17 protein-coding genes are annotated in these 20,261 nt (G+C 38.2%); 11 read left to right on the top strand and 6 right to left on the bottom strand.

Features of this window, described 5'->3' with window-relative positions; translation table 11 throughout:
- The first annotated feature begins 223 nt into the window (after positions 1 to 223).
- From COX77_02660 to COX77_02640, 5 genes are all read left to right on the top strand, one after another.
- A complete protein-coding gene (locus tag COX77_02660) occupies positions 224 to 496 on the top strand; it encodes a transcriptional regulator (GenBank protein PIZ99073.1) in 273 nt (90 codons plus the stop codon).
- A 140-nt stretch (positions 497 to 636) separates the two neighbouring features.
- Complete coding sequence (locus tag COX77_02655; protein ID PIZ99072.1) at positions 637 to 996, top strand: hypothetical protein; 360 nt, start codon at positions 637 to 639, stop codon at positions 994 to 996.
- 88 nt (positions 997 to 1,084) lie between these two features.
- Complete coding sequence (locus tag COX77_02650; GenBank protein PIZ99071.1) at positions 1,085 to 2,908, top strand: hypothetical protein; 1,824 nt, start codon at positions 1,085 to 1,087, stop codon at positions 2,906 to 2,908.
- A 16-nt stretch (positions 2,909 to 2,924) separates the two neighbouring features.
- Positions 2,925 to 3,131 (top strand): hypothetical protein, encoded by a 207-nt coding sequence (locus COX77_02645; protein PIZ99070.1) that lies wholly within the window; start codon positions 2,925 to 2,927, stop codon positions 3,129 to 3,131.
- Positions 3,132 to 3,135: 4 nt separating this feature from the next.
- Positions 3,136 to 6,483 (top strand): heavy metal translocating P-type ATPase, encoded by a 3,348-nt coding sequence (locus COX77_02640; protein ID PIZ99069.1) that lies wholly within the window; start codon positions 3,136 to 3,138, stop codon positions 6,481 to 6,483.
- Between the two features lie 277 nt (positions 6,484 to 6,760).
- Here COX77_02640 and COX77_02635 read toward each other — a convergent pair whose 3' ends face one another.
- The gene (locus COX77_02635; protein PIZ99068.1) at positions 6,761 to 7,162 is read right to left on the bottom strand and encodes a hypothetical protein; all 402 of its coding nucleotides are present in this window, start codon (positions 7,160 to 7,162) and stop codon (positions 6,761 to 6,763) included.
- 149 nt (positions 7,163 to 7,311) lie between these two features.
- On the opposite strand from COX77_02635, the gene COX77_02630 reads away from it, so the two are divergent.
- Entirely contained in the window at positions 7,312 to 8,661 is a 1,350-nt protein-coding gene (locus tag COX77_02630) for a hypothetical protein (protein ID PIZ99067.1), read from the top strand.
- A gap of 218 nt (positions 8,662 to 8,879) precedes the next feature.
- Here the strand turns inward: COX77_02630 and COX77_02625 are convergent, their stop codons facing one another.
- Both COX77_02625 and COX77_02620 read right to left on the bottom strand, forming a co-directional pair.
- Complete coding sequence (locus tag COX77_02625; protein PIZ99066.1) at positions 8,880 to 12,020, bottom strand: hypothetical protein; 3,141 nt, start codon at positions 12,018 to 12,020, stop codon at positions 8,880 to 8,882.
- Between the two features lie 256 nt (positions 12,021 to 12,276).
- Positions 12,277 to 13,575, bottom strand: a complete 1,299-nt coding sequence (locus COX77_02620; GenBank protein ID PIZ99065.1) for a hypothetical protein — start codon at positions 13,573 to 13,575, stop codon at positions 12,277 to 12,279.
- Positions 13,576 to 13,682: 107 nt separating this feature from the next.
- On the opposite strand from COX77_02620, the gene COX77_02615 reads away from it, so the two are divergent.
- Positions 13,683 to 14,174 carry a flavodoxin gene (locus COX77_02615; protein PIZ99064.1) on the top strand — a complete coding sequence of 164 codons (492 nt, stop codon included), beginning with the start codon at positions 13,683 to 13,685 and terminating at the stop codon, positions 14,172 to 14,174.
- 52 nt (positions 14,175 to 14,226) lie between these two features.
- Here COX77_02615 and COX77_02610 read toward each other — a convergent pair whose 3' ends face one another.
- From COX77_02610 to COX77_02600, 3 genes are read right to left on the bottom strand one after another with little or no spacing between them, the layout of a single operon-like run.
- On the bottom strand, positions 14,227 to 14,973 hold the full coding sequence (locus COX77_02610) for a hypothetical protein (GenBank protein PIZ99063.1): 747 nt from the start codon (positions 14,971 to 14,973) through the stop codon (positions 14,227 to 14,229).
- The gene (locus tag COX77_02605; GenBank protein ID PIZ99062.1) at positions 14,940 to 15,422 is read right to left on the bottom strand and encodes a hypothetical protein; all 483 of its coding nucleotides are present in this window, start codon (positions 15,420 to 15,422) and stop codon (positions 14,940 to 14,942) included. Before COX77_02605 ends, COX77_02610 begins: the two co-directional genes overlap by 34 nt.
- A 24-nt stretch (positions 15,423 to 15,446) precedes the next feature.
- The gene (locus tag COX77_02600; GenBank protein ID PIZ99061.1) at positions 15,447 to 16,514 is read right to left on the bottom strand and encodes a hypothetical protein; all 1,068 of its coding nucleotides are present in this window, start codon (positions 16,512 to 16,514) and stop codon (positions 15,447 to 15,449) included.
- A 142-nt stretch (positions 16,515 to 16,656) separates the two neighbouring features.
- Between COX77_02600 and COX77_02595 the strand changes: the two genes are divergently transcribed.
- The 4 genes from COX77_02595 (at position 16,657) to COX77_02580 (ending at position 20,166) form a co-directional block, all read left to right on the top strand.
- The gene (locus COX77_02595; GenBank protein ID PIZ99060.1) at positions 16,657 to 17,265 is read left to right on the top strand and encodes an alkaline phosphatase; all 609 of its coding nucleotides are present in this window, start codon (positions 16,657 to 16,659) and stop codon (positions 17,263 to 17,265) included.
- Positions 17,266 to 17,430: 165 nt separating this feature from the next.
- On the top strand, positions 17,431 to 17,964 hold the full coding sequence (locus COX77_02590) for a hypothetical protein (GenBank protein PIZ99059.1): 534 nt from the start codon (positions 17,431 to 17,433) through the stop codon (positions 17,962 to 17,964).
- Between the two features lie 34 nt (positions 17,965 to 17,998).
- Entirely contained in the window at positions 17,999 to 19,636 is a 1,638-nt protein-coding gene (locus tag COX77_02585; protein PIZ99058.1) for a hypothetical protein, read from the top strand.
- Positions 19,633 to 20,166, top strand: a complete 534-nt coding sequence (locus COX77_02580; GenBank protein ID PIZ99057.1) for a hypothetical protein — start codon at positions 19,633 to 19,635, stop codon at positions 20,164 to 20,166. The genes COX77_02585 and COX77_02580 overlap by 4 nt, the downstream gene beginning before the upstream one ends.
- Positions 20,167 to 20,261 lie beyond the last annotated feature (95 nt).

Here is a 20,261-nt window from a genome sequence, read left to right as displayed (position 1 = left end):
GCGGAGCAAGCCAATCGCCGCTAAATTTTGCTGCATCACGTTAATGCAATAGTGGTTATCTTCAACCATCATCACGATCTTACCGAGCAGGCTATGGGCCTTTTTAAAACTGATTAAAGCTTTTTCCCTGTGGATAGTCATAAAATATTTTTTGGCTAATGATAGAGATTATATATCTTCATACCCCTACCCCAGGTGTGGGTATAAACATTAAGTAATATTTATGGCTAACAATAGTGAAAAGATCCTTATTAATTTTAAAAAAGCCAACTCTTTGTTGAGTAAAATTATTTCTATGAAAGAGGATGGCAAGTATTGCATTGATATTATGCAGCAGAATTTGGCGGTAATTGGTTTGTTAAGGTCTGCGCATTCTATGTTAATGGAAGATCATTTACATGGTTGCTTTGCCAATGCTATAGCCACCAAAGACAGTAAGATAAAAAATAAAATGACGGAAGAAATTCTTAAAGTTACCTCTTTAGCCAGTAAATAAAAAGAGCCATCCTAACATATTATTAATTAATACTTGTTAAAATATACATGTACCGGAAATACAACAACAAAAGAATAATTGCCCTAGCGACTTTGTTAGTCTTGTTTAGTGGGAGTATATTTTTTTGTCACCTAGCTGTCTTGCCCGGCATTGCTTTAGCAGCCCAAGCGCTACCTGAACCCGCCAACGATGTAGTTACGACAAATAACAGTATGGATAATTGCCAAGAATCAAATCAGACACACGATAGTATTCCAGCGCCAGTACCGGTTACTCGGCAGCAGCAAAATAATAACAATCTATTACCGTGTTGTTATCAAAAAAATGAACCAAGTCAAACCAATCCCCAAGAATTAAGAGTTGGCGAAAGAGTAGTTGTTATGTTTTTATCGACAGTTACCGAGAAAGATCAATTTTTTAAACCAATTTCGTTGTTATCAATTAATGATCCACCGTTATTAATTATTGACCATTTAGAGACGATCGCGAAACGCGAATGAGTATATTAAGAGCCAATAGCCCATTGCTTTTTGGTATTTTTGTTAGATAACAGTTTAATTATCTTTTAGTTAAATAAATAATCTTAATATGACTCATAAATTACAAAAAATAATCTTACCAATTAAGGGCATGCATTGTCGTTCCTGTGAACTTTTGTTGGAGGAACAATTTTCGCATATCAAACACGTTACTAAAAGCGAGGTAACGCATCATAAAGGCGTGGCAGAAATATACTACACCCAGCAAAAGCCAGCAGCACAGGATTTAGAACAAGCAGTAGTTGCGGCTGGCTATCAAGTTGGCGTTGCTGAAAAACCACGTTTTTTTAGTCGTAACCCCAAGGATTATAAAGAATTATTTACCGCAGTAGTAATTGTTATTATTACTTATGGTTTTTTAAAATTATTTGGCTTAACTAACATTGGTTTTGCTACCAGCGGTAGTCCTTCAAGTCTTGGTACGGTAGTGCTGATTGGATTGGTAGCTGGTTTCTCTTCCTGTATGGCTTTGATTGGCGGTTTAGTACTTGGTCTTTCCGCTAAGCACGTGGAAAAGCATCCCGAAGCTACAACTAGTCAAAAATTTAGGCCGCATTTATTTTTTAATTTAGGCCGCATTAGCGGTTATGTTATTCTCGGTGGTTTACTGGGAGCCCTGGGATCAATTTTTCAGCTCTCGACAACGATAACAAGTTTTTTAACTTTTATTGTCAGTGCCTTAATGTTATTTGTCGGTCTGCAACTGATAGAAATTTTTCCGAAATTTAATTCTTGGAAATTGACGTTACCCAAGGGTATCGCTAAATTATTTGGTACTGATCGGCATCACGCCGAATACAATCATCGGAATTCCCTGATGGTTGGCGCGCTCACTTTTTTCTTGCCTTGTGGATTTACTCAAGCGATGCAAATATATGCCATCTCCACCGGTAGTTTTGTCCAGGGGGCGATGATTATGGGATTATTTGCCATAGGTACCGCACCAGGACTTCTTTCTATCGGTGGTATAACTTCGGCAGTGAAAGGATCTGCGGCGCGGAAATTTTTTAAGGTGGCTGGTGTAGTAGTAATTTTGTTTGCGCTATTCAATATATCTAATGGCCTGGCTTTAGTCGGCATTAGTTGGGGGGGTGACAAAAATTCCGCAGTAACAAATTCACAAGATCCCAATGTGATAATCCAAGATGGTGTACAGATAGTCAAAATGACTGAGAGCTACACAGGCTATTCACCAAACAATTTTACTATCAGAAAAGATATGCCAGTTAAGTGGATCATTAATGTTACGGAACCATATTCCTGTGCTGCTAGTATCAGCGCGCCGAAGTTGGGTATTAGAGAAAATTTAGTTGCCGGTGAAAATATTTTTGAATTTACTCCTCAAGAAGAAGGTAAAATTCCTTTCTCTTGTAGTATGGGTATGTATCGGGGGGCATTTAATGTAGTAAGTACAGACGGCCCTATTTCTGGAGCGAGCAATTCATCTACCAATAATAAAGCAGCCACCAAAGGATCGTCCTGCGGTCTTGGTGGTGGCGGTTGTGGTGGTTGCGGCGGTGGAGCTCGCCCACCGATTAACGCCAATAGTACCAAGCCGGATTATGGCAGTGTGAATAATAACGCAGTAGCTAATACACCAGCACAGATCATCAAAGCCGTTTATACTTTAAATAAGGATATCCAGCCAAACAATTTTTCTGTCACAGCTGGTATGCCAGTTAAATTCTTGATTGACGTTAAGGATGACGGTCAGGGGTGTATGAGCACGATTATGATACCGGGCTTATATAATAATCCCGAGTATTTACAGAGTGGTAACATCTTGGAACTTGATTTTACGCCCACCAAGAAAGGTCAATATTCCATAACTTGTGCCATGGGCGTTCCCCGAGGTGTAATCAACGTTGAATAAGTAACTAAATAAACATATGATTAATAAATTTATTATTCAAGGAATGACCTGCGAGGCTTGCGTTAAGCTCATCACGCTTAAATTAAATAAGTTAATGGGAGTCCAGGAAATAAAGATTTATTTAGCCAGTGGCCAAACAACCGTAACGGCGGAGCGTGAAATTGATCTGCTAGAAATAAAACAAATTTTAGGGGGAACTAATTATTTAGTAATTAAAGCATAAATATATGAAGACGTTACAGTTAAAAATTGGTGGCATGCACTGCTCGTCCTGCGAGCAGATCATTACGGCTGAACTTTTAGAATTGCCCAGCATAGGTAATATTAAAATTAACTTCCAAGAAGGTAGTGGTAGTCTAGGTATTGACGAATCCTTAGTTAATAATAGTCAAGTAATCGCAGCTATAAAAAAAGCTGGTTATGAAGCCACTGTAATTAATGAAACGACTGGTGTTGATCAGTCAACATCGTCAGAGGATGTAGTAGTTAAAGAAACTGCTGCAAGCGAGCCGTTGAAAATAAAATTAGAGACGACCACTGAAGCTAATGGACGGGTTAATTTATCTATCTCTGGTATGCATTGCTCCTCTTGCGCAGGATTAATAGAGCGAGCTTTAAAAAAAATGCCTAGCGTCCAGCAAGCTAATGTTAATTTTGCTGCCGAAAAAGCATTGGTAGTTTTCAATGAAGCAACTACCAAGGTCAGTGACTTGGTGCAAACCATCAAAAAAGCTGGTTATAGCGCGGAATTAGTGGATGTTAAAGATACTGAGCATGATAGTCGGAAACGGGAAACGGAAATACGTGGTTATCAAAAGAAGTTTTGGTGGAGTTTGGCTTTTAGTTTACCAATGCTTTATTTTATGTTGCTAGATTTCTTTCAGTGGTTACCAGGCGCTACATTATTGGCGCCTTATTTTGGCATTATTTCCTTCTTATTTACTATTCCCGTGCAGTTTATTATTGGCGCTGGATTTTATCGCGGTCTGTGGTCAGCACTGAAGATGAGAACGTTTAATATGGATTCCTTGATTGCCATTGGTACTTCCACGGCATTTTTTTACAGTACCGTTAATTATATTTTGTATGTTGTGCAGACCGGATCATTGATTGGATTGGGCGGTAAAATTCCCGAACTTTATTTTGAGACGGCGGCTTTCTTGATCACCTTCGTTGTTTTGGGTAAGTGGCTAGAGATTCGCACTAAAGGTAGAACTTCTGAAGCCATAAAAAAATTAATGGGCTTACAGGCAAAGACCGCGCGCGTGATACGAAATGGTATTGTTTCAGATATCCTTATTGATGAGGTTGTTCATGGTGATATTGTAGTTGTTCGGCCAGGAGAAAAAATTCCAGTGGATGGTAAAATAGTTAAGGGCTCATCAGCAGTAGACGAATCAATGTTGACTGGTGAGTCATTGCCAGTAGAAAAAAATATTGGTGACATGGTTGCTGCTGGTACCGTTAATAAGGTTGGTAGTTTTGAATTTACAGCAACGCGTGTAGGTAGCGAGACATCATTAGCACAAATCATTCGTCTAATTGAAGAGGCCCAGGGATCCAAAGCGCCAATTCAAGGCTTCGCTGATAAGATTTCAGCTTGGTTTGTACCAACCGTTATCGTAGTTGCTATTGTTACTTTTATTGTTTGGTACTTTTTTCTTGGCGCTAGTTTAGCTTTTGCCTTAATGGCCTTCACGGCTGTTATCGTGATTGCTTGTCCTTGTGCTCTTGGTTTGGCGACGCCAACATCCTTAATGGTGGGCACTGGCAAGGGAGCGGAATATGGTATTTTGATTAAGGGTGGTGAGCCACTAGAGGCAGCGTGTAAGATAAAGGCTGTTGTCTTTGATAAAACCGGTACGCTCACCAAAGGCAAACCAGAGGTAACCGAGGTACTTAATTTTGGTCAATCAGATCAAGATGAAATTGTCAGCGTCGCTGCTAGTTTAGAAAAATTATCCGAGCATCCATTAGCTGAGGCTATTTGTGCTTATGCCAAGGAAGAAAATATTGATCTAGAGGAAGTAGAAAATTTTAAAGCTATTCCCGGACATGGCGTAGAAGGTGATATCAGGGGGGTTAAATACTATATTGGTAATCGGCGTTTGATGGTTAGCGTTTTGGGATTATCGTTGGATAAAATCAATCGTAAATTAGAGAGACTAGAAGAGCAAGGAAAAACAGCAATGATTATCGCTAGTCGTGAAAGTATTATTGGTGCGGTAGCTGTTGCCGATACAGTTAAAAATACCTCGCGGGAAGCTGTGGCTAAGTTACAAAAATTAGGAATTGAAGTTTATATGATCACCGGCGACAACGAAAGAACTGCGCAGGCGATTGCTACTCAGGTGGGTATTACTAATGTCTTGGCGGAGGTTTTACCAGAAGATAAGGCTAAGGAAGTAAAGAAGATACAAGCAACTGGTAAAAAAGTTGCTATGGTTGGCGATGGCATTAATGATGCGCCGGCTTTAGCGCAAGCCGATTTGGGTATTGCTATGGGATCTGGTACTGATGTAGCGATGGAAACTGGCGGTGTAGTGATCATGAAAGACGATCTTAATGACGTAGTGACGGCGTTTGAGTTGTCTCGGGAAACCATGAGCAAGATAAAACAAAATATGTTCTTTGCTTTGTTTTATAATGTTATTGGCATACCAGTAGCAGCTCGAGTGTTTGTAGCTTTTGGATTAATTCTCAAACCAGAACTTGCTGGACTTACCATGGCCCTATCATCTATCTCAGTGGTATCTAATTCTCTGTTGTTGAAGTTATTCCGTCCGGGTAAACGTAACTACGTATCACTGATCGCGCCATTGGTTATGGTTTTGCTTTTTACGGGTATATTCTTGGAATTTGCTCGGTTTAGTTCTGGCATGGAGAATAAAGGTATGGCGCTCGCAGTTTCTTGGGAAACAGCATCGTCGTTGAATAATTTAATTGCTAAGGGACAAGCAAAAATGAACTTTGCCGAGGGCAATCCGAAGCTATTTCTGGCTGTTGAGAAATTACCTGACTCGCTTAAAGTAGCGGAAGGTACACTGACATTGGGTGATGATGAAATGATCATTGGCGCTAGCGAAGCTGCGATGATGAAAAAAGAAAAACTAATTCAAGGCGCTGGCGATTCTTTAGATAATTTTTTTGGATTAGCCAGGGTTAAAGTAGTTGGTATTATGGAAACAACAGGCACGGCTATTGATAATTATCATCTGGTTAATAGTAATACCTGGAACAAGTTGACCACTACGGCATTAAATAGATCAATTGCTGAAAAAGAAATTATTAAGAATTTTTACTTATTAACAAATACTAATATACCAGATCAATTAAAATCATCCATTGCCAGTTTTAGTCAGGTTCAGTTGGGTGGTAATTCGTATTGGCCTGTTTATATCGGATCGTTGGAAGCGCAGATGATGATTGATGCCAAATTAATTAGCAAGCCAGGCGATACGATTGATAATTTTTTTGGTCAGAGAGTAATTATTGCTGGCATTCTACCAGCGACGAATACGGTACTTGATCAATTTCATTTTGTGGATCAAGGTTTTTTTACACCGTTAAAATAATTGCCCTTTAGACATTATTAGAATATAAAAAAAACTGTCAGCGCGTTGCTGGCAGTTTTGTCTTGTTAGAGTTTTTTACGCATTTTTTGTAAACAGTAATTAGTAATGCGTGTTACTAATTTTTCTGGTGAGCAGAGCCAATAGTGCATACCGTGACCTTGAAGAATAGTCTGTTGGTGGTTGATTAAGAAATCTTCCAGACTCTTTTCTGTGATGACGATCGGTGCATATTGTCGGGGAATTTTCCGGGAATTTTCCAAGACCGTAAAAAGCTGACTTAATTTGTCGCGGACTTTTTCTGATTAATATTGCTCGCTCGAATATTTAACGGTAAAACGACTAAGGATAGTCCATAAGATATCTTTTCCTCAGTGGTACAACGGACATAGTTACAATCAGCACAGCAAATAGTTAGCCAGAATAAGTTATTATGGAGATTAATCACCAGTCCATAATCAAAAACTGCGAGAATATTATAACCACTTTCATAGCAATCGCTGGGTTCCGAGTCGATACGATAGTATAGCTGAGTGACAGAAGTCAGATCTTGGCCACGATAAACCAGATTTTGAGCCAGTTGATCGAAAACGCCCTCGATTAATCGCGTGATATTAAATTCCTGCTTAGCCTCAAAGTAACGCGTCGAGAGAACGGCTCGCATTGTTATTTCCATTTCCATGCTTTCCTCATTGGATTATTAAAGAATAATTAAGTTAATATTAGCAGGAATGATTTTTTTGTCAAATAAAGCCAGAGATGATCTTAACTCAGTATTCAATAATTTCATTATTTAGCAAATATCAGATATAATAATGATGAAAATAATTTATGTGGAAACGAGCTTCAGTGGTAGCGGTAGACATGGGCTATGGTCATTTGCGAGCCGCTTATCCCTTACGACATTTAAGTCCTGATGGTCAGATTATTTTGGCCAACAATTATCCCGGTATACCAGCGGCTGATTTGCAATTATGGAATGGTTCCAGCAAGTTTTATGAATATGTTTCCCGTTTGAATAATATTCCCCTGATCGGAACATATTTATTTGCCGCTTTTGATTATTTTCAAAAAATACCAAATTTTTATCCTCGTCGTGATTTATCAAAACCAACCCTACAATTAAAAACAGTGTATCGTTCTATTGCTCTGGGTTGGGGTAAACATTTAGTTGAGTATTTGAATAAACAGCAGTTGCCTTTAGTTACTACCTTTTTCACCGTTGCTTATATTGCCGAGGAAAATGGTTTTAATAACGAAATATATTTAGTGCTTTGTGATACTGACGTTAGTCGTGCCTGGGCTGCTTTGCAGCCGGGTAAAAGCAGAATCAAATATTTAGTGCCCTGTCATCGTGTGCAAGAACGCCTTTTGCTTTATGGTGTGAAAAAAGAAAATATTTATCTAACCGGTTTTCCTTTACCCAAAGAGATCATTGGTGGTGAAAAAATGGATCTCGTAAAACATGATCTCAGTATTCGTATTGCCAACCTAGATCCGCAGAAAAAATATCAAGCTAGAGACAAGAGTCGAGTTTATCAATTTTTACGACATTGCGGTCAGCGAGTAATCAGCCATCGGCCACTGACGATTGCTTTTGCGGTGGGGGGTGCTGGAGCGCAAAAGTATATGGCGTATAAAATTTTAACCAGCCTAAAAGCTGAGCTTTATGAAAAAAGACTAATTATTAATTTAATAGCTGGTAGCAGAAAAGATGTTTTTCAGTATTTTAATCGTATTATTCGTGAATTAAAGATGGAAAATTTAATAGATAATGGCATTAGAATAATTTATGCACCAGAGAAGACAAAATATTTTGAACTATTTACCAAGTCTTTAAGAGATACCGACGCGCTGTGGAGTAAGCCCAGTGAACTGAGCTTTTATTCCGCACTTGGTCTCCCGATAATTATGGCACAGTGCATTGGATCGCAGGAAAAATATAATCGTCGTTGGTTATTAGCTAAATCACGAGGCATTGATCAAGAACCAATCAGTTATGTTCATCAGTGGTTTATGGAATGGATTAATTCTGGTATTTTGGCGGAAGTTGCCGCCTCCGCTTATATTAATGGTCGGCAACTAGGTACCTATAATATTGAAAGGGTGGTTGCTAATCATCCGGTAATTACAGAAATAGAAAGTTGTCAAAAGAATAAAAAAAGATTGCTGGCTGAATAAGTAATCATTTAGCATATTAATAATAAGTTAGTTTTCCTTTTTTCTTTTTTTTAAAAACTTTGCTATACTTAAGAAGTTAATTCAAGTAATCATAAAATTTTATGGCCAAAGGCAATAACGCTCAAAAGAAGAACGTTAAGAAACCAAAAAAGAACAAGAAATAATTTTGGTTAACCCCGCACCATATGGTACGGGGTTTTTAATTGTACAGGAGATTATTAAGAAATCTGAGCTAGTTTTTTTTCTGCTTCAGTCAATTTTTTTCTTTCTTCCTCGATGATTTCCAATGGTGCGTTATTAATAAATTGTTCATTCGCTAGCTTTGCCCGTTGCGAACTAATGTTGTTTTGTAGTTGATTGATGTTAGATCGGTGGATTTGTTCAGCCTCATCACGATCAATGGCAATTTTGATTAGATTATTACTTAGTGGTAGTGTTAACCAATTATCTAGTGCCTGTTGCACAATATTAACTCTGCCTAATTGGCTGATAATTTGCAAAGAAGTAGTGTCTAATTGCTCTGCTAAGTATAGGTCAATAATTTTGACTTGGTCAATTTTATTTTCTGCTTTAGCTGATCGAATTTTATTGATTATTTCTTGTAGTTGTTGAAAGCTCTGATCAATTTTTGTTAGTGCCGAAACAACTGGCCATTTTTCAACCATAATTAATTCGGAACTCATTTTTTGCCACAATACTTCAGTAACAAAAGGCGCGAATGGATGCCATAATTTTAGCAGAGTTTGTAAAATATAAAGCAAGATATCTTCTTTGTTTTTTTCTATTTTACTAATTTCTAAATACCAATCAGCAAATTTTGACCAGGTAAATTCGTAGAGCTTTTCAATAGCTAAAGAAAAGCGATAACTATTAAGATCGTCGCTAACTGCGGTGATTAACAAATTTAATTCATTAATAATCCAATGATCGGCCGCAGTTTTTGGTTTTGGTTGTTGCTTAATAATATTTATTGATTTTGTATTGTTAAAAATGTAGCGGGAAATATTCCATAGCTTATTGATAAAATTACGATAGCCTTCAATTTTTTCATCGTAAAGCCTAGTGTCATTGCCTGGCGTAGCGCCTACTAATATAGCTAAACGTAAGGCGTCAGCGCCATATTTTTCAATCATGACAATAGGATCTACGCCGTTACCCAACGACTTACTCATCTTCCGACCTTGTTTGTCGCGAATTAATCCATGTAAATAAACTGTTTGAAATGGTATGTCATTAATCAGATAAGTAGTCATCAGAATCATACGGGCTACCCAAAAGAATAAAATATCATAGCCTGTTTCCATAACATTAAGAGGATGATATTTTTGCAAATCAGGACTATTTTTTAGCCACTCTTGCCAACTACCATGATATTCACCGTTCATTAAAGTAGAAAAACTCCAAAGAGCTGAGGAAAACCAAGTATCTAGCGTATCTGGATCTTGTTCAAAAAAATGACTATGACACCCAGAACACGGCTGAAGAATGTCTAACTGAAAAGGTTGAGAATTGGATAGCAGGTTAATTTTTGTTCTGATATCTACAGGGTCAATGTTTTTTATTTTTCGTATCAGCGAACGAAAGGCACCGCCATGACCGACAATAACCACGTTTTTATCTTTGTGTTGGGCATAATGTTGAGAAAAAGATTCCCACATTCTTTCTTCCATTTCTTGATAATTTTCCTGATTGGCTGATTTATCAGCATATTCATAGAAGTTGGGAAATTTTGTTTTTACTTCCGCAGAAGTCATGCCCTGAGCATTGCCAGTATTACGTTCACGAAAGTTTTCCTCAAGAATAATTTTTGCTCCTGTTACCCGGGCAATAACTTGTGCTGTTTGTTGAGCGCGTAAGTAATGAGAGGTAATAATAAGGTCAATTTTTTGTTTTTTTAGTTCTTGTGCACATTCCTCCGCTTGCATTATTCCTTGTTCATTTAAAGGCATATCAATATCGTTATCTTGGTAATACAGTCTATTCTCTTTGTTCATATCGGTTTCGCCATGACGAACAAGAAACCACTTGCTCCGAGGCTCATTATCTGCAGAAATTTTGCCACATTGTAAACAATACCAAATGGGGATACGGTGACCCCACCAGATTTGACGAGAAATACACCAGTCGTGTAGGTTTGTCATCCAATGCAGATAAACTTTGGTAAAATTTTCCGGTATAATCACAATTTTTTTATTAGGGTCATCAGCCAACCCTTTCTCCACCACTGCTAACGATAGTTCTTTTAAAGATTTTTTGAGTTTTGGTATTTTTTTATTGACATCCACAAACCATTGTTCGGAAGGCAGTGGCTCAATCGCGGTGCCACAACGATAACAAACAGACAAATTATTTTCATAATTTTCAATTTTTATTAACTGTCCGGCTTGTTCAATTGCTAGAAGGAATTTTTTGCGAGCCTCAGTAACTAATAGATCAGCATACGCCCCAGCTTCTTTAGTCATATTACCGCGCTCGTCAATAATTTTAACAATCGCTAAATCGTATTTCTGAGCCCAGTCATAGTCAATAGTACTATGTGCTGGCGTGACACCTATAGCACCGGTACCAAATTCCGGATCAACCGATTCATCGGCAAAGCATTTGACTGATAGCTCTATATCACCAAGAGAAAATTTTAATGTTTGGCCGATTAGGTGCTGGTACCGCTGATCGTGCGGATTAACCGCCAGTCCCGTATCACCGATTTTGGTTTCTGGACGAGTTGTAGCTATTACCACCGGGCCGTATTGTAAGTAATATAAGTGTGTTTTTTGTATCTTATACTCCACTTCATCGTCAGCAAGTGTTGATTGGCAGCGCGGGCACCAATTCACAATACGATAACCACGACAGATTAAACCATCGTCGTACATTTTTTTAAAGGCAGTAGTTACCACCCGCGATAAACCATCGTCTAGCGTATAGCGTTCACGACTCCAATCTAAAGAAGATCCCATGGCTCGCAACTGTTTATGAATAGTGTTTTGCGAATTGGCTACGTAGTTACGAACTCGTGCTAAGAAAGCGTTACGTCTCAGCTGTTCCTTGGTTAGATTTTCTTCCTGAGCAATTTTTTTCTCTACCACATTTTGGGTGGCAATAGCGGCGTGATCAGTTCCTGGTAGCCACAATGTTTTCTCGCCCAGTAAGCGATGATAACGAATTAGTACATCTTGGTAGGCTAACATCGAAGCGTGTCCCAGGTGTAGTATGCCGGTAGCATTTGGCGGCGGCAAGACAATCGAGAAGGGTTTCTTGGCCCAAGTTAGATTATCGGGATTGAAAAAACCGGACTCTTCCCATTGTTGATAGATCGATTGTTCGTAGTCACCAGCTGAATAATTTTTTGGCATTTCCATAGTATTATAATGATAACTTATAATTGGTATTTAATTAAGTTGTCTAAATAAAAAAAGTCCTTATTTATAAGGACCTCAAGTGAGGCGGTACCACCTTAATTCCTAGCCAAAGACATGGATAGGCGCTTAATTTTCAGCTATAACGGTGCCAACCGCTGGCTTTACACAGTCCGTCAGACGAACCTTCTTCCAGACACTGGCTGGGCGACATGACTCCCAGCTCATTAACGTGTAAGAGTATTATATAGATGAATTATCAGGATGGCAAATGGTTAGCTTTTTTAAGGAGATGCTTTATTGTTTCCAGCGTTGTGTTGGCTAGTGACATCAGGACTCGGAATATTAATATTAAAACAGTCAGCCAAAAGAGCCCCAGAGCTAATCCCGCCAAAACATCACTAAGCCAGTGGACATTAAGATAAATTCTACTAAAACCAATTAGTAAGATTAACAAAACATTAACACCAATGAATAAGTTTTTTATTATTTTATTGTTAAAATCGTTATGAAAAATATAAATTACCAAAGAAAAGAAAAGCAGAGCCATGGTAGCGTGGCCACTAGGAAAGCTGTAGGAAGAAATTGTCAATAAACCATTAATCGGTCTAGCCCTTTGAACGATAAGCTTGGTGAGTATTTCTAGTACTAGACCACCAGCCATACCAAAGAGTAAAAGTAACGAGTAGTAAATCCTTTTTCTATACAGTAGGGATAGCAGTAAGCCTGCGGCGAGAATGATCATAACGGTGGGACTACTAATGTTAGTAATGAAAATCATTATTTTATTTAATGTCGGTTGCCAAAGATGAATAACGTTTTGATTAATCCAAACGTCCCAATGAGTAACTAATTCTTGATCAATGACATCCTCGATCAATTTTGCAAAAAGATAAAGAGAACCAATGCTAGTCAGTAGGGCGTATAGGTGATAGCGATAAAAAATACTTTTTTTACGGTTGATATATTTATAAAGATAGATCAATACAGCACTGATAAGTGTGGCCAAAAATATATAGCGACCAAGATGCGGTGCCAGGACTTCATAACTTGCACCAAATAGATAGCCGATCATTACGAAAACGATTGACCAACTAAGTCCACCAACGATATTGTAGATTAGAAATTTAATTAAGGGTATTTTACTAGCACCGGCCACAAAAGGAGCAAAAGCTCTAGTCAGAGAATTGAAACGGCCAATAATTAAAGCTTGACCAAGATTTTGATTAACTAAGGGCTGAATTTTTTTAAACCGCTCTTCTTTGAGGAAAAAATATTTACCAAATTTAGTAATAAAGGCGTAACCATATTTTTTGCCTATTAGATAGCCAAAATAGTCGCCCGCAATAGCGCCGAATGCGGAAATAAAGATCACATCACCAATTTCTAAAATTTTTAATTTCACTAATAATCCACCCAGAATGACTATTAACTGTCCGGGTATCAGCAGGCCAAAGAGTGGTGCTGTTTCCAGTAGAGCGGCAAAGAGAATAACTAAGTACCCCCAATGACTTAAGAGGGGAGCTGGTAAATTAATTATTTCATTGATTAAAGACATGGATTTATTGCTATTAAAACTAATTGATATTATATACTAATTAGATAAAAGACGCAGTAAAGAATAATAATCTTAACTTTTACCCTCACTGTTGCTATAATAACATCATGAAAAAATTAATTGTTTATTATTCTTTGTCCGGCAATGTTCAAGCAATGGCTGAGGCGATGGCCGATGCTATTGGCGCTGATATTTTAGTTTTGAAACCTCAGGAGGAAATAAAGGCTACTGGTTTGATGAAATATTTTTGGGGTGGTAGACAAGTGGTGATGGGAGTGAAGCCAGAGCTTCGAGACTGGCTGATAGATCCCCGCGATTATGATTTTATTATTATTGGCACACCTGTTTGGGCCTATACTTTCGCCCCACCGCTCAGTACATTTTTTTCGCTTGTTAAATTACAAAATAAGAAGGTGGCAGTATTTTGTTGTCATGGCGGTGGCAAAAGAAATACCCTAGATAAAATGAAGGAGCAGCTGAAAGACAATATCATTGTTGGTAAAATTGATTTTTTGGAACCCCAAAAGCATGATTTGATAGCAGAGAAGAAAAGAGCAGCACAGTGGGCGACGATGTTAGTAAATAAATTATCGGAATAATAAAAAAACTCCTGGTTCAGGAGTTTTTAAATAGTAGGAGAATAAATAGAAACTAAGCAGCAATTTTTTTACTAGCTACCTTGGTAGCTAGTAAGTTGTTTTTGAACTTAGATATTTGCTGAATCAAAATAGTATTAGCTGCCAAAATAATAATAAAGATTAAAATTAAAGAGTTACCTCCCAAAAATATACCACCCATAATAGCGACGATAGCAGCGCCTAACGTGGTGACAATATTATCCATGGCCACACCCATGATAGCATCACCAATTCTTCCCTTGGGATGAACCGTGAAATTGTGCACTACCATCATTTCGCCAAAACAGCCAATGAGACCGGCGGCGATACCAGTTAAGACAAAAGGAAGGCCAGTAATTTCAGAAAATACTTCCATTGAGGTAACCATACTTTCAGCAGTAAAGAGAATAGCTATACCAGCCAAACCCAGGTCCAGCCAGATGCGAAAGTTAGATCGGGTGGCGTAATATCTTTCTTCTTCGGCTATTTCTTTTACTGGTGATTCGGCTTTTTCGCCGCGACGATAAATATAGAGGATGGCGATACATAAGATAAAGAGAATAATACCAATCGGTCTAATCAATTGATACAGGTCGCCCTGGATCATCTCTGGTCTATTACTAACACTACCAAAAAGTACCATGCTCAGGGCCACAGCTGCTGTCAGAACAGTAAGGACCGTCAAAATATCAATGGCCCGACCAAGTTCTCGGGGGCTTGGTTTCACAGAATGTTTCTTGACGGGTGTTAAATTGCCACCAAACGGCAAGCCGGGAAACATAGCAATGATCTGATTTTTTTATCGGCAACATTTTGACGATAAACACACCAAGTGGCATGAATTATATTATAAATATTAGAGCCAAAAGTAGTGGAGGCAGCGATAATAGCCAGGTTAATGGCGCGTAAATAATCATGATCACGAAGCTGTAAACTTAGGAAAGCCGCGACAATACCCAGTACCATATCAGGAAAGGCAGTGCCAAAGGCTTGGAGAAAGCCCCCAGCCAACTTTGTTCGGTCTTTTAAGACATCAGTCGTCTCTTCAATAATATGTGTGGTATTTTGGAAGACAAAACCAATACCAATAACAAATACTATAATGATGGCCCCGAGCTTGACCAAAGAATTGTACTCTTGCTCGATGATTTGATCGGTAAAAAAGAATTTAAGTGCACAAGACAGTAGAATAAAGATTACTATTTTTTTTAATTGGTTCTTTTTGTTCATGAGATATAATTAATAACTACTATATTATATCTTAAGGTAGTTAAAAGATAAACCTGTATTAGTCCAGCACATATTGGAAATAAAGTTATTTTTAATTAAATAATCCACAGGTGATTCTAGATTAAGACTCCAATGTGGTCTTTTAGTATTGTACCATAGTAAATAGTCTATTAATCTTGAGTTAAATACATTTAGGTCGATCAGTAGAAATTCACTCTGATCAACAAACTCTTCTTGAATTGTTCGGTTAAACCTTTCTATGTGTCCGTTACGATATGATCGGTCAGGATAGTTATAGTAATGAGTAATATTTCGTTCCTGCAAATACTTTCTAAAATAAAGATGGAACTCACTACCATTGTCTGTTTGCACTGATTTAATCTTAAAGGGCATCACTTCTTCTAGCTTTTTGAAGAAGTCTCGAGCGTTGGCACCACCTGCTCGATTGTAAGTATAGGCAAAGGCTGGGCGACCAAAGGTATCCACTGCTGTAATAATATATCTTTTTAGACCAGAGACAAACCTAACAACAGTATCTATCTCTATTAAATCACCTGGGCTATTAACCACTAATTCCTTTGGTTTTCTTAGTTTCTTTTGTTTCTTAATGATTTTAATTGTTCCATTATGATAGACCCTCTGTCGATGATGATAAATCTTCTTTTCCTTAATTATTCTACCTATCTTGGACTCTGAATAGATGGGTAGGTTATTTAAACAACAGAATGGGTCGAGAAACTTCTTGATCTTAGCCTTACCCATATTAGGACATACTGCTAATCTTAATCGTTTCATCTCGCCGAGAATATCTAGGTTAACTTCTCGTTTGTTGGTTGTTTTTCTGACCTGACTGCCAGGATTAAGGCTTGCTAACTGACAACCAGAATCTCTATATACTTTACGCCATTTGTAGAGAATGGACTGTTTGGCCCCAAAGGCAGATATAGTTGCCCTAAGACCACAGTTCTGCCAGAAAAGGATAATTTTAAGTCGTTGTTTAGCTTCTTTAGTAATCATATGAATTTGCTTATGAGCATATTCATATAATCTACCAAATCCAGAGCAATTATAATACTTAATCCCTATTTGCATACATTTGGATCTCTTAATGATTCCAATATGTAAGTGAACTTATGCAAACCCATCTTCAGTTGAAAACAACATGGGTAGCACGAGCTGATAAAACGAGCGAGTTTTATTAAATATGGAATATGTATTACAATAGTAAGTAGTTATGACGGAAATCATTCATTTTGTTACAAGCATTGTTACCGATATTATTAATAGTTGGCATTATTTCGGCGTGTTGTTTTTGATGACTTTAGAGTCCGCTAATATTCCCATTCCATCGGAAGTAATATTGCCCTATGCTGGTTTCTTAGCTAGTCACGGGCAAATGAACTATCATCTAGCCGCGATAGTTGGTGCCTTTGGCTGTGTTATTGGCGGTATCATTTCTTATTATCTTGGCTATATATTAGGTCGACCATTTCTCATGAAGCATGGTAAGTGGCTATTAATATCTAATCGTGATATTGAGTTGGTAGATCATTTATTAGAAAAACACGGTAATGCAATTTATTTTGTCTCACGGATGTTACCAGTTGTGCGTACTTATATATCTATTGTTGTGGGTATTTCCCGTGGTCATTTTTGGAAGTTTACTATCTCTGGATTTATTGGCTCATTAATTTGGTGCTATATTTTGGTTTTTTTAGGAGTGGTTTTGGGAAATAATTGGAATCAACTCGGGCCCTGGTGGGATAAATTCAACGTCGGGATAATAGTTTTGATTATTATTGGTATTGCTTGGCATATCAGCAGAGTTTTTCGAAAAAAGTAGAGTTTATTTGTTGATACTATTAGAAAAGCAGCTAAAAGGGCTGTTTTTTATTAATTTATTTGAAAATATTTGACAAATTTAAGTTTTCTTGCTAAGCTACTACGTTGTGTATTATATACACTAACGTTAATTGACAACTTACAATAACAAATCATAGGAGCTCAAATGTACATCTTTTTTTCTTTAGGGCTGGCAGGCTTTCTTTACCTAATGGCCGCATTTATTTTTGGACACGATCACGATGGTGATGATCATTCATTTGATCAAGATCACGATCACGATGGTGATGATCATTCCGGTAACGAAGCAACGGTATCGATTTTTTCCGGTAAAGTTATTGCTACTTTTATCATGGTTTTTGGCGGTGCCGGCGGCACTTTCAGATTTTATGATTATAGCTATCCAGTATGCGCTCTTGGGGGTGTTGGTTCCGGAATTCTTGTTGGTTTGATTATGTGGGGCTTGCTAGTATTAATTTATAAGCAACAAGCTTCCAGTAATATTAAAACATCAACAGCTATTGGCCGTACGGCTATAGTTACAATTGGAATAGATACTAATGCACCCGGTGAAGTCGGTGTAGATATGGACAATGGTTATATGAATTATATTGCCAGGTCCATTAATAATAAGCCAATTGCCAAAGGCTCTGAGGTTAAAATAGTATCAACCTCTGGTTCGTCAGTTTTTGTTCAATAAATAATATTTCACTCATCAAAAAAAGGATCTGTTTATGAACGCTATATCAGGTGCTCTTGCTAATTGGATTGTTCCGGTTTTAATACTTTTAATTGTTGTGGCTTTTTTAGCCACACTCCGTGTCATAGCTTCAAGGTACAAGAAAATTCCACCAGATTTTGCTGGTATTTTCTATGGTCGTAGCTATCCATATAAGGGTGCTGATGGTCAAATACAGCATCGCGGTTTCAAAGTATTATTATCCGGTGGGAAAGTACTGATTCCCTTCGTAGAAAGCTACAAAGAATTTCCTACTTCGGTATTTCAGATAAATATTGAAGAGAACGCTATCCCCAACAAGGATAACGTTAAGATGACTATTCGTGGCGTTGCCACCTGTAAAATCTCTACTGCCGAAGAAGATCTGATCAATGCTGCTTCCAATTTTCTCAATAAATCAGCAGCAGAAGTCGCAGCTGTTGTTAAAAATATCATGATGGGACATCTCCGTTCTATTGTCGGTAATTCTTCTATTGATGAATTATTGCGTAAACGTGATGAATTCAACAAAAAAACGGTAGCGGAATCATCGGAAGAATTAAAACGGTTGGGTATTCAGATTCTTACTTTGGTTGTTCAAGATGTTAAGGACGACGAGGGTTACATCGATGCCCTGGGTAAACAGGCGGTTGCCGAAGCTAAGAGAGACGCTGAGATCAAAGTAGCGGAAGCTACTCGTGATCAGCAGATTAAAGTAAGTGATGCCCAGAAGGAAGCTTCTATTGTTCAGTCGCAAAACGCTGCTATGATAGCGGAAGCTGACGCCAATAAAGAGATCAAAAAAGCTCAATACAAAGTCCAATCCGATACTGAAAGAGCAAAGGCAGAAAATGCTTTTGGTATCGCTAGCGCTGAGCAGGAAAAAACACTCCGCGTTAAACAAGCTGAACGTGATGCTGCAGAAAAAGAAGCACAGATACATGTTCAGGAGAAAGAGGCGATTCGTATGGAAAAGCAGCTGGGTGCAACTGTTATTAAAGAAGCCGAAGCTGAAAAACAACGAGTATCAATTGTTGCCGAAGGTGAGAAAGCCAAGAGAACGATTGAAGCCGAAGGCGCAGCGCAAGCTCTAAAAATCGACGCGTTAGCTAAGCGCGAATCAGAAATAAACATCGGTGAAGGTGAAGCCTCGCGCAAGCTAGCTACCCTAACCGCTCAAGCCGCAGGTGAGAAAGCTAAATTATTAGCTGAAGCCGAAGGTGAGAAAGCTAGACTTCTTGCCGCAGCCGAGGGTAAAAAAGCCGACGCTGAAGCAACTCAGAAATTAGCCGAGGCATTGAAAGCGCTGGACGATAAGTCGCAGTTAATGATGATACTGGATCGCGCCCCGCATTTATTTGAAACCGGTGGTGATGCCATAGCTAAAATAATGAAAGAAGCACTATCGGCTATCGCAGCTCCTCTGGGTAATATTGACTCCCTCAATATCGTCGATGTTGGCGGTAATGGTAAGGGAGTTGATCAATTAACCAATTTAGTTCCCGGGATGTTGTTGAAATTTATCACCGTGGCAAAATCCATGGGTCTTGATTTTTCAACATTGTTAAGCAAAATCGGATTGGATGCAGAAGCTACCAGTAAATTAATTGGTAAGACATCTGTGCCCGACGATCAACCAGCGGAGAAGTCATGAGTGAGATTCAAAGTGAGCTGAAAGATCAAAAAGATCAGATAGTATTTCCTTTGGATTTAACAGCTTCACCGCGAGCCATTTGCATTCATTGTAGTGATCCGCGTTTTCAAAAAGCCTTTCAAATGTTTATTGAAGGTTCTTGTGAACAGGGTTGCCTCGGTTATGCACCCGGTGAATATGTTACTATAGTAATCCCTGGTTCCATTGCTTCGTTATCCGAAGTTACAGCTTTGCCCAAGCATTTCAAGATCACGAAAGAGCAAATTGAGTATCTCCTGGAAAGATTTAATACCATTGAAACATTGGTATTGATCAACCATGAGGATTGCTCTGGCTATCGCGCGATTAAGAAAAAAGCCAGTGGCATTTTACAATCACTGATAGAAGTGCTCACTAAGTCACAATTGATGGATTTACAACAAGTAGCCAAAACATTGTTGAATCTAAACTCCATTAAAAAGAAAATCCGTTTATTCATGGCAAAAAAAGAAAACGGACATGTGATTTTTGAAGAGTATCAAGTTAATTAATCATCTAACAAGAAGGTTGTCCATAATGGATAACCTTCTTTTTTAATTGCTCAGGAAACCCCGCACGAGAATTCCTTCTAAGGCTGCCAAGCAGC

The sequence above is a fragment of the Candidatus Komeilibacteria bacterium CG_4_10_14_0_2_um_filter_37_10 genome (assembly GCA_002793075.1).
Classification (GTDB): Bacteria; Patescibacteriota; Patescibacteriia; order UBA1558; family UBA1558; genus UM-FILTER-37-10.
This window is presented reverse-complemented; position numbering and strand designations above follow the sequence as displayed.

What these genes read in the sequence shown, in the direction of transcription:
- COX77_02635 (PIZ99068.1), bottom strand. Translation starts at nt 7,162, where the DNA reads ATGGAAATGGAAATAACAATGCGAGCCGTTCTCTCGACGCGTTACTTT.
- COX77_02615 (PIZ99064.1), top strand. Translation starts at nt 13,683, where the DNA reads ATGAAAAAATTAATTGTTTATTATTCTTTGTCCGGCAATGTTCAAGCA.
- COX77_02610 (PIZ99063.1), bottom strand. Translation starts at nt 14,973, where the DNA reads ATGTTTCCCGGCTTGCCGTTTGGTGGCAATTTAACACCCGTCAAGAAA.
- COX77_02650 (PIZ99071.1), top strand. Translation starts at nt 1,085, where the DNA reads ATGACTCATAAATTACAAAAAATAATCTTACCAATTAAGGGCATGCAT.
- COX77_02620 (PIZ99065.1), bottom strand. Translation starts at nt 13,575, where the DNA reads ATGTCTTTAATCAATGAAATAATTAATTTACCAGCTCCCCTCTTAAGT.
- COX77_02640 (PIZ99069.1), top strand. Translation starts at nt 3,136, where the DNA reads ATGAAGACGTTACAGTTAAAAATTGGTGGCATGCACTGCTCGTCCTGC.
- COX77_02625 (PIZ99066.1), bottom strand. Translation starts at nt 12,020, where the DNA reads ATGGAAATGCCAAAAAATTATTCAGCTGGTGACTACGAACAATCGATC.
- COX77_02600 (PIZ99061.1), bottom strand. Translation starts at nt 16,514, where the DNA reads ATGCAAATAGGGATTAAGTATTATAATTGCTCTGGATTTGGTAGATTA.
- COX77_02605 (PIZ99062.1), bottom strand. Translation starts at nt 15,422, where the DNA reads ATGAACAAAAAGAACCAATTAAAAAAAATAGTAATCTTTATTCTACTG.
- COX77_02580 (PIZ99057.1), top strand. Translation starts at nt 19,633, where the DNA reads ATGAGTGAGATTCAAAGTGAGCTGAAAGATCAAAAAGATCAGATAGTA.
- COX77_02595 (PIZ99060.1), top strand. Translation starts at nt 16,657, where the DNA reads ATGACGGAAATCATTCATTTTGTTACAAGCATTGTTACCGATATTATT.
- COX77_02585 (PIZ99058.1), top strand. Translation starts at nt 17,999, where the DNA reads ATGAACGCTATATCAGGTGCTCTTGCTAATTGGATTGTTCCGGTTTTA.
- COX77_02660 (PIZ99073.1), top strand. Translation starts at nt 224, where the DNA reads ATGGCTAACAATAGTGAAAAGATCCTTATTAATTTTAAAAAAGCCAAC.
- COX77_02645 (PIZ99070.1), top strand. Translation starts at nt 2,925, where the DNA reads ATGATTAATAAATTTATTATTCAAGGAATGACCTGCGAGGCTTGCGTT.
- COX77_02630 (PIZ99067.1), top strand. Translation starts at nt 7,312, where the DNA reads ATGTGGAAACGAGCTTCAGTGGTAGCGGTAGACATGGGCTATGGTCAT.
- COX77_02590 (PIZ99059.1), top strand. Translation starts at nt 17,431, where the DNA reads ATGTACATCTTTTTTTCTTTAGGGCTGGCAGGCTTTCTTTACCTAATG.